We start from the raw sequence: 14,458 nt of genomic DNA on the forward strand, positions 1-14,458 counted from the left end.
CTGATCGGCTAACGTTCAACGGACCTGGCTTTTCACGAAGTCCTTCACGATCGCCACGATGCCGCGTGACAGCAGGCTGTCGAAGGTGTCGACGAAGCGGTCGACATGTTCGCGCTGGCAGATCAGCGGCGGCTCGAGCCGGATGACGTTGCGGTTGTATTCGGTGAAGGCGACGAGCACGTCATAGTCGCGCAAGAGCAGCGCGCCGACGAAGCCGGACAGCGAGCCTTTCAGCTTGTCGTCGAGCACGCTGACGATGGGGCGCAGCACCATCGGCAAGGTCTGCGAGAAGTCGTGGAACTCCAGCCCGATCATCAAACCCTTGCCACGCACGTCCTTGATGATCTTCGGATATTTTTCTTTCAGCGCCTGCAAGCGGGTCAGCAGATAGTCGCCGGTGATCGCGGCGTTGTCGATCAGCCCCTCGTCGTAAAGCACGTTGATGCCCTCGATCGCGGTGGCACATGCCTCGCCCATGCCGCCGAAGGTGGCCATGGCGTGGATCATCGCCGTCTTCGGCGTGCCATAGGCCTTCATGTAGATTTCGCGACGCGCAATCATCGCGCCGACCGCGGCCTTGCCGGCGCCCAGCGACTTGGCCAATGCCGTCACATCAGGCACGACGCCATAATGCTCGAAGGCATAGAAGCGGCCCGAGCGGCCATAACCGCACTGCACTTCGTCGGCGACCCACAGCACGCCATACTGGTCGCACAGCGCGCGCAGCTTCTGCCAGTATTCAGCCGGCGCCTGGATGATGCCACCGCCGCCCTGGATGGTTTCCAGCACGATGACGCCGATCTCCGGATCGGAGCGGAACAGGCGTTCGACCGCTTCGATATCGGCGAAGGGGATGCGGACCGTGTTGTCGGCCATCTTGAAGTCGGCACGGTAGAGCTGGCCGTCGGTGATGCCCAGCACGCCCTTGGTCTTGCCGTGGAAGGAGTTCTCCGCATAGGCGATCTTCGGCCGCTTCGGGCCGGCGGCGCGTTCGGCAAGCTTCACCGCCGCTTCCATCGCCTCCGAGCCGGACGAGCCCAAAAATACCATGTCGAGGTCGCCGGGCGAGCATTTGGCGATGTTATGCGCCAACGCGGCCGCATACTGCGACATGAAGGCGATGGCGATCTCCTGGCGCTTTTCTTCCTGGAATTTCTTTCTCGCTTCCAGGATGCGCGGATGGTTATGGCCGAAGGCCAGCGACCCGAAGCCGCCGAAGAAGTCGAGGATCTTGCGGCCATTCTGGTCGATGTAGAACATGCCCTCGGCACGCTCGATCTTGATCTTGTGGAAGCCGAGCAACTTCATGAAATGCAGCTGGCCGGGGTTCAGATGCGCCTTGAACAGGTCGGTCATCCGCGCCACGTCCATCGCCTTCGCCTGCTCGACGCTGATCAGGTCGGGCTTGGCGATGGTGGCGGGCGAAAGCGCCGGTGCGTCAACCAGGGTGCGCGCATTCGTCTGTTCCGGCTTGGCCATGACGGTCATTTCAATCTCCTGTCCGCGCCTACGACCAGCGTCGTGCGCCATAGAACTGTTTGGCTATCCGCTATTCGGCGAGCACATGTTTGGCGGCGACGGCGTGCCCGGCCTTCTTGGCACGGTATTCGCTATAGGCGGCGATCAGCATGTCCTCATCTCGATATTGCGGGACCCAGCCGAGCTGACGCTCGGCCTTGGACACGTCGAGCACGCATTCCTCGTCGGCGATCAGATATTGCTCGGGATCCATGATCGGCAGGTTGATGAGATCGAGCAGGTCGAGCGTGCGCTTCACCGCCCAGCCGGGCGTAGGCAGCAGGATCGACTTCGAGCCGGCATGTCGGATCAGGTCGCCAAGCAATTTCTTCACCGGTGGCGGGTTGAGCGAGCCAAGATTATAGGCCTCGTTGGGCACACCGGCCTTCCATGCGGCGCATGCGGCCTCGGCGCAGTCGAACACCGAGATGAATTGATAGGGGTTTTTGCCGGAACCGATCATCGGCACCGGAAAACTCCAGTCGATCAGCTTGAACAGTTTTTCGAGAATGCCGAGCCGACCGGGCCCGATGATCAGGCGCGGACGAAACAGCGAGATCGACATACCGCGCTTGCGCCATTCGGCGGCCAGTTCCTCGGTCTTCTGCTTCGACCAGCCATATTCGCCGAGTGGCGCGACCGGGTGCTCCTCGGTCATAGGCCGGGTGACCGTGTGGCCGTAGATCATGTCGGTCGTATAGTGGACGAGCTTGGGGGCACCTGCCTTGTCCATGGCCTGCATGATGTGCTCGGCGCCATGGAAATTGACCGGGAAGAAGAAGTCATGTCGCTTGGCACGCACCTGGATCGGCGACAGCATTTTGGCCGACAAATTGTAGACCATGTCGTCGGCCTTCAGCCCGACGGCGGCGACCGACGCCGGGTCGGTGACATCGCACTTGATAAAGCGGACATTGCGGTAATGCGCGAAGTCGTTTTTGACGATGTCGGCAACGACAACCTCTTCGCCATCGGCCACGAGCTTCGGGGCAAGATGGCGGCCGACGAAGCCGTCACCGCCGAAAATCACATGTCTCATCGAACGATCTCGTTTGCTTGTATCTTGTCGGAGGTGATGGACGCGTTCTGATCCTCATGCCCTCGCCCACTTTGCGCGATCAGCACCGTGCCGACGCAGATGCAGGCAATGCCGGCGATGCGCCAGCCATTGAGATCTTCGCGGAAGACGAAATAGGCGAAGATCGCGACGGCGACGTAAGCCAGGCTCAGGAACGGATAGGCGAAGGAGAGTTCGACCTTGGACAGCACATAAAGATGCGAGGCCATCGAAATGACGAAGGTGCACAGGCCAAGGAAGACCCAGGGGCTGAAGACGACCTGCAGCAGCTTGATCAGCGGATTGGTGCCCTCGAACGAAATCGGTCCGAGCGATATCATGCCTTGCTTCAGCATCAGCTGCGCAGCGGCATTGGTCATGACCGTAAAGAGAATGAAAAAGGTATATTTCATTTCAGCCCGCCACCCTCGTCATGTTAGCTAATACAAACCTAAAAATATTTCGTGAACTCACAAGACTGTTTTGGGTAAACCTTGGTGTTAAGCATTCGGAAACCATGATTCATTCTAATTTTACCTATTCGGCCGCCTCGGCGCCGCGCCGCCGCAGTTCGACGCTCCCGGCCGTGCGCGCCCAGAAATCGGACATGAAGGCAGGATCGCGCAACTCTTCCAGTCTCGGCCAGTCGGCGAAGGAGGCGGCGAAGGTCGCAGCGCCCATGCGCGCATCCTTGTAGGGGTTGACCGCGCCACCGGCCGCGATGGTCATGCGGTCGAGTTCGCCGAGCAGGGCAAGCGTCGCGGCTCCCTTGTTGGGGAAGTCCAGCGTCAGCGTGTAACCAGGCCTCGGGAACGACAGCAATGCCGGCGAGCTGACCGCGCCGAAGCGCTTCAAGACGGTGAGGAACGACCCCTGCCCGGCCTGCCGGGCAGCCGCGAGCAGTGCCGGCACGATCGTGCGGGCGGCCTCTTCCGGAACCACGCTCTGATGCTGGAACAGCCCCTTCGGCCCATAGATCCTGTTCCAGTCGCGAACGCCGTCGAGCGGGAAGAAGAAACCCTGGTATTCGACCTGGCGCGGCACGGCAGCCCGGCCCTTTTTCCACCTGTAGGCAGCGTTGAACGCAGTCAGGAATGGCCGGCCGAGCACGTTGAAAGGTGGCTGGAACGGCACGGAGAATTTCCCGCTCGCACGCGCGGCCGCATGCGAGCCATGCTCGGCATGGTTGCCGGTAAACAGCAGCCCCCGTCCGCTGCTGCGGCCACCGGCAAGCTGGTCGATCCAGGCGACGGCATATTCATTGGCCTGGTCCGCCGCTTCGGCGAAGTCGAAATATTCGCCGAGATCGCGGAACCGCGTCGTCTTTTCCATGATGTCGAGCGACGGAACCCGCATCAGCCGGATCGAGGCCGAGAGGATCAGGCCGGTGAGGCCCATGCCGCCCATGGTCGCCCAAAACAGCCGCGGATTGTCAGTCGCCGAGCAGCAATAGCTGCGTCCATCCGACCGAAGCAGCGTAAAGCTTTCCACATGGCAACCGAAAGTGCCGCGCCGATGATGGTTCTTGCCGTGGACATCGTTGGCAATGGCGCCGCCGAGCGTGACGAATTGTGTGCCGGGAACCACCGCCGGAAAGAAGCCGTGAGGCGCGGCATGTGCAATGACATCCGCGAGCAGCACACCGGCATCCGCTTCGAGCAGACCGCTCTCGGCGTTGAAGCCGCGAATGCGGTTCAAGGGCCGCATGTCGATGACCGTGCCGGCCTGGTTCTGACAGGAATCGCCGTAGGATCGGCCATTGCCATAGGCAAGCAGCGATGCTTGCCTCGCCTGGCCACCCTTCAGCAATGCAATGGCGTCATCGGCATGGATCGCCCTTGCCGCTGGCGGTGTGGCACGGCCGAAGCTCTGGAAGCGTTCGGCCATGCCTACCAGCCCCCGATGACCAACAGCACGGCGCCGATCGCCACCACGATCTGGCTGCGCCAGTCGCGGATGATGAAGACGACCGGGTCGTCGTGCATTTCGTCGCGGCGCGCCAGGATCCAAACCCGCATGGTGAGATAGAGCACGATCGGCGCCAGCGGCCAGATCAGCCAGGGATGCGGATAGAGTTCGCGCACCGCGACGCTGTCCATGTAGAGCGCCAGCACCAGCGCCGAGGAGAAGGCCGAAGCCATGCCGGCCTGGGCGACGATCTCCTGATCTTCCGTGCGATAGCCGCGGCCGGCAATGCGTTCGCCTGGCGGTATGGCTGTGGTGCGCAGTTCGACGAAGCGCTTCACCAGTGCCAGCGACAGGAAGAAGAAGATCGAAAAGGCGAGCAGCCAGAACGACACGTCGACGCCGGTCGCGGCCGCGCCGGCGAGCACGCGGATCGTATAGAGCCCGGCAAGCGTCAGCACGTCGACCAGAAGCATGCGCTTGAACGACAGCGAATAGGCCGTGGTAACGACCAAATAGCCACCGAGCGCCCCGAGGAATTCGATCGGCAGAAGGCAGCCGGTGCCGACGCCGATCGCCAGCAGCACCGCGATTGCGCCGAGGCCGAACGGGATCGAAAGCGCGCCGCTGGCAAACGGCCTGTTGCGCTTGGTGGGATGCTTGCGGTCGAGCGCAAGATCGAAGAAATCGTTGAGGATATAGATCGCCGACGCTACTGCGCTGAACGAGATGAACGCCAGCAAACATTGCCAGATCATGTTGGGATTGAAATATTCGTGCGACAGCATCATCGGCACGGCGATCAGGGAGTTCTTCAGCCACTGGTGGACGCGCAGCATCTTGACGATGGTCCGCAATGTCGGCTTCGGCGCCGGCATCGTTTCGGCGCCATGCGCCGCCTGCCAGCGCGCGGCATGACGGTCCGGCGCCACCACGATCGCGCTGCGCGCCGCGTCGAAGACCTGGAGGTCATGGCGGCTGTTGCCGGCATAGTCGAAACCGGCATCGCCATAGGCATCGAGGAGCGAGGCGCGCTTCTTGCCCGAAGTGAGATTGTCGAGGCCGTCAGTGGCCAGCACCCGATCGAAGATGCCGAGATGGACAGCAATGGCATCGGCGAACTTGCGCGGCGTGCCGGTCGCCAGAACGAGCTTGCGGCCTTCGGCGTGCTCGGCGCGGAGCCGGTCGAGCAGCGGCGCCCGATAGGGCAGCATCGCGGGGTCGATGTCGATGCGCTGGGCGATCGCCTGCTTCAGCCGCGCTGGCCCGCCGGCCGCCCAGAAAGGGACAAGGAAGAGATAGAGCGGGTTCTTCTTGAGGAGGATGAACAGTCCTTCCCACAAAAGGTCCGTCGCGATCAGCGTGCCGTCGAGATCGACCGCAAGCGGTATTGCGTTCCTGTCCGACCGCGCGTCCATGCCCGTCCTGCCCTGCCAGCGTGTGATCCGGAAACCGGAATCCCGTTGAGCGCCGTGTTTCGGCGTCTTGGACAGCGGTATATAGCGGGGGATCGCCTAGCGAACGTTAAAACGCAGGGTTGCAAGCGGCTGCCGAGGCGGTATTTTCAGCGTCATTGTTAAACAACCGCTACCGGAAACGATAAAAGGCCGGACAAACGCCCGGCCTTTCCAATCATGCCGCAGAGACTACTTGATGCGGGCGACGCCGCCGGAAATCTCGACGGTTTCCGAACCGGTCAGAGCTTCGAGGTCACCGTTCGGCAAGGTGACGAAGCAGCCGTTCTGGCAGAACTCGACGGTTTCACCGCCGGCCAGCGCGAGTTCGGTCTTGCTGCCGCCCTCGGTCACGACCAGCGTGCGGGTCTCGGCGTCCTTGTTGACCGCGCTTGCGGCATGGGCCGAGCCGCTCACGGCGAGCAAGGCCAGGGCAGCGACGAGAGACTTCCACATTTTGCAATATCGGTGTTCCCACCGCCTCTGTTGCATTTCACAAGGCATTTTCGCCTTTGCATGGGAGCTTATATGAGATGGAAGCTGAACCGCAACTGAATGCCGCATTCATGCCGCAATTGGCCTTGGCGACGTGCAACCCTGAAATTCCAATCTAATCCGGATCGGGCTTGCGTGTCCTGCGGCCCGATTTGGCGTGACGCTTCGCCTCGGCTTCGGCTTGCGCTTTGGCCTCCTGCTGCTCCGCGAAATCGGCTTCGATCTTGTCGTCATCGGTTGGCCAAGCCACGTGCTTCTTGGCCTCGACGACCGCACGCGGCGTGGAAGGGATTTCGATGTGCTGGTCGACGAATTTCTCCAGCACGGTGAAGCGGACGTCGTTCTGCACGACGTTGCCGTTCGTCACATCGGCCAGGAACAGACGAATCTCGAATTCGAGCGCGGCGGGTCCGAAATTGGAAAACAGCACGAACGGCTCGGGGTTCTTCAGCACCAGCGGATGGCTGCGCGCGATATCCAGCAGGACGGCGTGAACCTGCTTGACGTCGCTACCATAGGCGACGCCAACCTTGATGTCGATGCGGCCGAGCTTGTTGCGGTGCGTCCAGTTGCCGACGGCATTGTTGATCAGGTTCGAATTGGGCAGGATCACCGACTGCCGCTGGAAAGTCTCGATCTCGGTGGCGCGCACGCTGATCTTCTTGACCGTACCGCTGACGTCGCCGGCCACGATCCAGTCGCCGACCTTGAACGGGCGTTCGGCCAAAAGGATCAGGCCGGAGACGAAATTGGACACCACATTCTGCAGACCAAAGCCGATACCGAGGGAAAGCGCACCCGCGACCAGCGCCAGGCTGGAGAGGTCGATGCCGGCCGCCGAAATACCGACCAGCGCGGCGAGCGCAACGCCGGCATAGCCCACTGCCAGCCGGATCGAGTTGCGGACCCCGGTATCGACCTTGCCGCGCGCCATGACCGAGCCGTCCAGCCAGCTCTGGAACCAGCGCGTCAGGAAATAACCGATGACGAAGACGACAATGCCCGACAGGATGCCGGTGACCGAAATCGTCACCGAACCGATGTTGATTCCGGTTGCGAGCTTGTATGCCCACGCTTCGATATCGCCGGGCTGGAAGCCCCACATCATAAGGATCAACGGCAGGAACACCAGCACGATCATCACGTTGATGGCGATGCTGACGACAAGGCCGAACTGGTCGAGTGCGGTCTCCTCGTAGCTGGAATTGGCCGACAGCCAGCGCCCGACCGAGGTATTGGCGAAAGCACCCTCCTCGCCGATCGCCCTAGCCGACAGAAAGCCGATATAGGCGGTGATCAAGGCTGTGCCTGTGACCACGACCTGCAAGGAGACAAAGAGCGCAAGGCCGATATAGCCAAGCAAGGCGGCTATGATGGTGAACAGGCCAAGGGTTAGCGACAGGTAACGCAGCCATGCGGGCCAAGGCCGCCAGCTACCGTCGCGCGCCTTGAACGGCCGCAGCATCGCCATCAGGATCAGGATGATGCCGACGACGATGGTGGCGACGAAGCTGCGCGCGATCGTCAGTGACAGGGGCGACCCCATCTTGTCATTGATCACCGAGAGGAAGGTGTTGAAGCTGATGACCACGGCCATGGCTGTGGCCAAGCGGACCAGCCAACGCGCCGGCCCGGTCTCGACCGGGATCAGACGCCAGTTCGGCAGCCGCGGCGAAAGGGCTGCGTTTGTCAGCCGGTTGACGCAGAACACCACTCCGACGACCATCGCAAGGGCATTGAGGAAGAGCCCGATATCGCCGCGCAAGACATTGTAATAATTGAAGAAGAAGATCGTTGATCCGAGAAAGGCGCCGACTGCAAGCGTCGGCAGTAGGGTCGACCAGAAGGCCACCGAAAGGCGAGTGAGATAGGACGGGTCCTCGTTGGTAGGATCGGCTTCGAAAACCCGTCCGAACAGGCGCCTGCCGCCGACCAGCAGCACCAGCGCCAGGCCGAGCGCCACGAATGTTGCCGCCAGGATGGCCTGGAACTTGAACCTGAAGGCGAAGCTCAGCCAGGATGACACTGCCTTGTAGAAATTGCCGAACTCTTCCCGGGCATCGGAAAAGACCTGCGGGCTCAAGGCGTCCGAGAGCACATAGCGCTTGGTCAAAAGATTGCGGAAAAGCGCGCTGCGCATGTTGCCGATCTTGTCGATCAGCCCGCTGATACGGATCGACAAGGCCTGAGCCTGCGAGATGACCGCGTTGATCTCCGCCTTTTCGGACGTCAGCGCCTGGCGTTCGCCGCTGACGATGTCGGGCTCCGCCGGTTGGCCGGCGGCAGGTGCCGGCCCGAGCTGTTCGAGCCTGCTGTTGATTTCGCCCAGGCGTGTCCGAAACGCCAGCGCGCTGGTCAGCGATTGCCGTGACAATTCCTCGAGTTGCAGGCGGATATCGACGAGGTTGCTGTCGTCCTCGCCATCCTGTTGTATCTGCTTCTCGAAATTGTCGGCCTTGGTCGTCAGGCCCTGGATGATCTTTTGCTGGTCGGCGACCAGCCCAGCGGGTGCCTGGCCAACGCCTTGCGCCGCCGCCTCGAACGACAGCGGCGCTGAAACGACAAGCGCCAGGACCAATATGAGGCGAAGCAATCGAAAAAACATGATGGATCGGCGACTCGCGGGCGGCAAAGACATTCAAAAAGCCTGTCCTTGATAAAGACGGCCATATCATGGGGCAAGTCACGGCGACCGATCGCACACATCAAGCGTCGGCCAGTCGAAAGGCGATGGCGCAATATTGGCTTTCTATCAGCCCCCTGCTCTATAGTCTGCCGCATCGCCCGCAACGGACACCTTACACATGGCAGAGTACTCGGCCCTTTCGCTGCTCGCGAACGCGTTCAAGGGAAACAAGGACTGGAAGCCGGCCTGGCGCAAGCCGGATCCGAAGGCATCCTACGACGTCATCATCATCGGCGGCGGCGGTCACGGCCTGGCGACGGCCTACTATCTGGCCAAGGAGCACGGCATCACCAATGTCGCGGTGCTGGAAAAAGGCTGGCTCGGCTCCGGCAATGTCGGCCGCAACACCACGGCCGTTCGCTCGAACTATCTCCTGCCCGCCAACACCCGCTTCTACGAACATTCGATGAAGCTGTGGGAAAACCTGTCACACGAACTCAATTACAACGTCATGTTCTCGCAGCGCGGCTGCCTGAACCTCGCGCACACGCCGGCTCAGTTCGACGACTATGCAAGGCGCGGCAATGCCATGCGCCATCTCGGCGTCGATGCGGAATTGATGACCCCAGCCGAGATCAAGCGCCTGATCCCGGCGCTCGACATCTCCAGCGATGCACGCTTTCCTGTCGTCGGCGGCCTGATGCAGCGGCGCGCCGGCACCGCGCGACACGATGCGGTCGCCTGGGGCTATGCACGCGGCGCCGACCGGCGCGGCGTCGACATCGTCGAGAATTGCGAGGTCACCGGCTTCCTGCGTGACGGCGACCGCGTCACCGGCGTTACCACCTCGCGCGGCGATATCAGGGCCAAGAAGGTCGCGGTCGCGGTCGCCGGCAGCACCGGCCGCGTCATGCAACTTGCCGGCGTCGAGACGATGCCGATCGAAAGCCATGTGCTGCAGGCCTTCGTCACCGAATCACTGAAACCCTTCATCGACACGGTCGTGACCTTCGGCATGGGCCATTTCTACATGTCGCAGTCCGACAAGGGCGGCCTTGTCTATGGCGGCGACATCGACGGCTACAACAGCTACGCCCAGCGCGGCAACCTGCCCATCGTCGACGAGGTGATGAGCGAGATGCTCGCGCTTTTCCCGGGCCTTGCGCGTGTGCGCATGCTGCGCTCCTGGGGCGGCGTCTGCGACATGTCGATGGACGGCTCGCCGATCATCACCATGGGGCCCCTGCCCGGCATGTATCTCAATTGCGGCTGGTGCTATGGCGGCTTCAAGGCGACGCCTGCTTCCGGCTGGTGCTTTGCCTGGACCATCGCCAAGGACCAACCGCACGATTTCAACGCCCCTTTCACGCTCGACCGCTTCCATCGAGGCCTGGTGATCGACGACAAGGGCCAGGGCGCGAATCCGCGGCTTCATTAGGAACATTCCGTGCTGATCACTTGCCCCTATTGCGGCCCACGCGACGTCATCGAGTTCGCCTATCAGGGTGACGGTAACCGCGAACGTCCCGATCCTGCCTCGCAGAATTTCGAGGCCTGGAACGCCTATGTCTACGACCGGCTGAACCCGGCCGGCGACCACAACGAGATCTGGCAGCATTCCGGCGGCTGCCGGGCTCACCTGAGGGTTGTGCGCAACACGCTGACGCATGAGATTTCCAGTGTCGCCTTCGTGCGCGGCGATCACAGCTCGGCCGCGCGCCGCAAGGCGGAGGACAAGCCATGAGCCCGCGCCGCACCGACACCGGCGGCCGCATAGACCGGCTGAAGACCATCCGCTTCACTTTCGACGGCGTTGCCTATACCGGACATGGCGGCGACACGCTGGCATCCGCCCTGCTGGCCAGCGGCGTCACGCTGTTCGGGCGTTCTTTCAAATACCACCGCCCGCGCGGCCTGCTGAGCGCAGGCGTCGAGGAGCCCAACGCGCTGGTAACGGTGCTGAAGGGGGAAGTGCGCGAGCCCAACATTCCTGCAACCATGGTCGAGATCCATGACGGGCTGATCGCCGTCAGCCAGAACCGTTTTCCCTCGCTCACCTGGGACATCCATGCCGTCAACCAGCTCGGCGGCAAGCTGCTGTCGGCCGGCTTCTACTACAAGACCTTCATGGGACCGGTTGTCGGCCCGCTGAAAGGCACGCGCTTCTGGATGTTCTGCGAACACTTCATCCGCCGAGCCGCCGGCCTCGGCAGCGCCGGATCGGCAAAGGACCCGGCCCGCTATGAGCGCATGAACGCCTTTTGCGACGTTCTGGTGGTCGGCTCCGGCCCGGCCGGCCTGATGGCCGCCAAGACCGCCGCGGATCAAGGCGCCCGCGTCATGCTGGCCGATCTCGAGCCGCGTTTCGGCGGGTCGGCCAACTGGTCCGGCGAAACCATCGATGGCGCGCCCGCCGCTGATTGGGTGCGGCGCACCGTCGCCCAGCTCGAGGCGCGGGACAATGTCCGGCTTCTGCCGCGCACCACGGTCTGGGGTTACTACGACAGCAACACGCTTGCCGCGCTCGAGCGGGTCAGCGACCACAAGGCGCAGCCCGCCAAGGGTGAGCCGCGCCATCGCTACTGGGCGATCCGTGCCGGATCCGTCGTGCTGGCCACCGGCGCCTTCGAAAGGCCGCTGGTGTTTCCGGGCAATGACAGGCCCGGCGTCATGCTGGCGCATGCGGCGGAGCGCTACGCCAACGAATTCGGCGTGCTGCCGGGGCAGCGGGTCGTGGTGTTCACCAACAATGACAGCGCCTACCGGTCGGCGCTGGCGCTGAAGCAGGCAGGTGCGGCGATCGTTGCCATCGTCGACATGCGCCCGCAACCGTTCGCCGAGATGAGCGCCCTGGCCGGCGAAGCCGAGGCGGAATTGCTTTCCGGCCATGCGGTTGTCGCCACGGAAGGCGGCAAGGCCTTGTCCGGCCTCAAGGTTCAGCGGTTCGACATGGTCGCCGGTGCGCTGACCGGCGATGCACGCAGCGTCCATGCCGATTGCCTGCTGATGTCGGGCGGCTGGTCGCCGACCATCCATCTGGCCAGCCAGGCCGGCGCCAGGGCGGAATGGAATGAGGCGCTGCAAGCCTTCCTACCGCCGATGCCGACGCAGAAATGGGTAGGCGCCGGCGCCTTCAACGGCCATTTCATGACCCTTGAAGCAATATTGGACGGCCGCAACGCAGGTCTCACCGCGGTCGGGGCGACGGTTGCGCCGATGGCGTACCCGGATATCGAATCCTTGCCTTGTGACCCCTGTCCCGCGCCCGTGTTCGAGATCAAGGGCAGCGGCAAGAGCTTTGTCGACTTCCAGCATGACGTCACGGCGGAGGATGTCCGCCTGGCGCATCGCGAAGGCTTCGTCTCTGTCGAGCACCTGAAGCGCTACACCACGCTCGGCATGGCCACCGACCAAGGCAAGAGCTCCAACGTTCCCGGCCTCGCCATCATGGCGGAAGCGCTCGGCAGGCCGATCCCGGAAGTCGGCACGACGCGCTTCCGACCGCCTTTCGCGCCGGTGTCGATCGGCTCGCTGGCAGCCGAACGTTTCGGCGACCTCAAGCCCGAACGGCTGACGCCGATGCATGACTGGCATGTCGACAATGGCGCGACCATGTATTCGGCCGGCCTCTGGTACCGGCCGATGATCTACGGCCACGCGGGCGAAACCGTCGAACAGGCCTATGTGCGCGAAGCCAAGGCGACGCGCGAAAGTGCGGGCATCGTCGATGTCTCGACGCTGGGCAAGATCGCCGTGCAAGGCCCCGACGCCGCCGCGTTCCTCGACCGTGTCTACACCAACATGTTCTCGACGCTCGCCGTCGGCAAGGCACGCTATGGGCTGATGCTGCGCGAGGATGGCTTCGCCTTCGACGACGGCACCACCTGGCGGCTCGGCGAACAGGATTTCCTGATGACCACCACCACGGCCAATGCCGGCAAGGTGATGCAGCATCTGGAATATTTCCTCGACGTGATCTGGCCGGAACTCAAGGTCCACGTCACCTCGGTGACCGACGAATGGGCGGGAGCCGCAATCGGCGGCCCGAAAGCGAGGCAGATTCTCGCAGCCTGTGTCACCGGCACTGCTGTCGACAATGCGACGCTGCCCTTCATGGGCATCGTGCATGGCGAGATCTCAGGCGTGCCGGTGATGATTTGCCGGTTATCCTTCTCCGGTGAAATGGCCTTCGAGGTCTATTGTGGCGCCGGCCACGGCACCCACGTCTGGGAAGCGTTGATCGAGGCTGGCAAGCCGCTGGGACTGGTCACCTACGGCCTCGAGGCGCTGGGCACGATGCGCATCGAGAAGGGCCATGTCACCGGCGCCGAGATCGACGGCCGCACCACGGCGCGCGACCTGCATCTCGACTGGATGCTGTCGAAGAAGAAGCCGTTCATCGGCTCGGCGATGATGGACCGGGAAGGTCTCGTCGCGTCCGAGCGGCTGGAACTGGTCGGCCTCATCGCGCTCGACAACCGGCCGCTCAATGGCGGCGCGCACATTGTCGAGGAAGTCGACGAAGCCAATCCGCACGGCTCGATCGGGCACATCACCGCCTGCTGCTATTCGCCGGCGCTCGGCAAGCATATCGCGCTGGCACTGGTCAAGGGCGGCAAGGCCAGGCACGGCACGCGTGCCCATGTCTCCGATCCCTTACGCAACCGCTTCGGGCCCGTGGAGATCGTCTCCAACCACTTCTACGATCCGGAAGGGACCCGCATGCATGGCTGAGCGTCAATCGCCTCTCGAGCCGGAATTCCATGTCGGCTCACACGGCAATTTCGAGCATGGCGTCGAGATCCTGCTCACCGAAACCAGGCCGGGCTCGATCGTGCAACTCGCGGCATGGCCTGGCGAGGAGAAGAAACTGATCGCGGCCATCCACGCTGTCACCGGGCTTGCGCTGCCCGACGGCGCCGGCGGCGGCTCGAGCGACGGCGTGAAATCGGTGTTCGGCTTCGCACCGGGAAAGTTCACGGTAGCAGATGAGGCCGAAGGACTGGCCGCGGCCTTCGCCGAGCCGGTGACGCCGGCCATCGGCACGGTGACAGATCTGTCGCATGGCCGCACCGCCATCCGCATCGCCGGGCCGAAAGCCGAATGGGTGCTGTCGAAATTCTTCGCCATCGACTTCGCCCTGCCCGCCTTTCCGGTCGGCGCCGGCCGCTCGACGACGCACCACGATGTCTTCGCCCAGATCCAGCGCACCGGCACCGACCAATTCGACATCTATGTCTTCCGCTCCTTCGCCCGCTCGTTCTGGAAGGCGCTTTGCCACGCCAGCGAGGAAGTCGGCTACGAGGTGCAGTAGGCGGCCTGCCCTTAGAGCGGGATGAGATTAGTTTCGGTCATATCCGGAGTTTTCGAAGTAGTGTGAGCATTCTGTCGGTGTGATGCGGT

The 14,458-nt window shown here is 62.9% G+C and carries 11 protein-coding genes; 4 read left to right on the forward strand and 7 right to left on the reverse strand.

Translation table 11 applies throughout. From position 1 onward, the window contains the following. Positions 1-15: 15 nt before the first annotated feature. The 7 genes from LB543_RS17475 to LB543_RS17505 form a co-directional block, all read right to left on the reverse strand. The gene (locus LB543_RS17475) at positions 16-1,488 is read right to left on the reverse strand and encodes an aspartate aminotransferase family protein (RefSeq protein ID WP_411908764.1); all 1,473 of its coding nucleotides are present in this window, start codon (positions 1,486-1,488) and stop codon (positions 16-18) included. A gap of 61 nt (positions 1,489-1,549) precedes the next feature. After that, complete coding sequence (locus LB543_RS17480; RefSeq protein WP_224614917.1) at positions 1,550-2,557, reverse strand: NAD-dependent epimerase/dehydratase family protein; 1,008 nt, start codon at positions 2,555-2,557, stop codon at positions 1,550-1,552. Next, positions 2,554-2,988, reverse strand: coding sequence for an EamA family transporter (locus tag LB543_RS17485; RefSeq protein ID WP_224614918.1), 435 nt, complete (start codon positions 2,986-2,988; stop codon positions 2,554-2,556). The genes LB543_RS17480 and LB543_RS17485 overlap by 4 nt, the downstream gene beginning before the upstream one ends. Before the next feature lie 124 nt (positions 2,989-3,112). Continuing rightward, a complete protein-coding gene (locus tag LB543_RS17490; protein ID WP_224614919.1) occupies positions 3,113-4,462 on the reverse strand; it encodes an FAD-dependent oxidoreductase in 1,350 nt (449 codons plus the stop codon). Positions 4,463-4,464: 2 nt separating this feature from the next. Further along, positions 4,465-5,898, reverse strand: coding sequence for a UbiA family prenyltransferase (locus LB543_RS17495; protein WP_224614920.1), 1,434 nt, complete (start codon positions 5,896-5,898; stop codon positions 4,465-4,467). A gap of 228 nt (positions 5,899-6,126) precedes the next feature. Next, positions 6,127-6,390, reverse strand: a complete 264-nt coding sequence (locus tag LB543_RS17500) for a hypothetical protein (protein WP_224595350.1) — start codon at positions 6,388-6,390, stop codon at positions 6,127-6,129. Between the two features lie 154 nt (positions 6,391-6,544). Then, positions 6,545-9,034 carry a mechanosensitive ion channel family protein gene (locus LB543_RS17505; protein WP_224614921.1) on the reverse strand — a complete coding sequence of 830 codons (2,490 nt, stop codon included), beginning with the start codon at positions 9,032-9,034 and terminating at the stop codon, positions 6,545-6,547. 199 nt (positions 9,035-9,233) lie between these two features. Between LB543_RS17505 and LB543_RS17510 the strand changes: the two genes are divergently transcribed. Genes LB543_RS17510 through soxG form a run of 4 tightly spaced genes read left to right on the forward strand, consistent with a single transcriptional unit; the run spans position 9,234 to position 14,369 of the window. After that, positions 9,234-10,493 (forward strand): sarcosine oxidase subunit beta, encoded by a 1,260-nt coding sequence (locus LB543_RS17510; protein ID WP_140758226.1) that lies wholly within the window; start codon positions 9,234-9,236, stop codon positions 10,491-10,493. Between the two features lie 9 nt (positions 10,494-10,502). Further along, positions 10,503-10,799, forward strand: a complete 297-nt coding sequence (locus LB543_RS17515) for a sarcosine oxidase subunit delta (protein WP_224614922.1) — start codon at positions 10,503-10,505, stop codon at positions 10,797-10,799. Further along, complete coding sequence (locus LB543_RS17520; RefSeq protein WP_224614923.1) at positions 10,796-13,789, forward strand: sarcosine oxidase subunit alpha; 2,994 nt, start codon at positions 10,796-10,798, stop codon at positions 13,787-13,789. The genes LB543_RS17515 and LB543_RS17520 overlap by 4 nt, the downstream gene beginning before the upstream one ends. Further along, entirely contained in the window at positions 13,782-14,369 is a 588-nt protein-coding gene (gene soxG, locus LB543_RS17525; RefSeq protein ID WP_140758224.1) for a sarcosine oxidase subunit gamma family protein, read from the forward strand. The genes LB543_RS17520 and soxG overlap by 8 nt, the downstream gene beginning before the upstream one ends. Positions 14,370-14,458: the final 89 nt, after the last annotated feature.

The organism is Mesorhizobium sp. ESP7-2 (genome assembly GCF_020164715.1).
Lineage (GTDB): Bacteria > Pseudomonadota > Alphaproteobacteria > Rhizobiales > Rhizobiaceae > Mesorhizobium.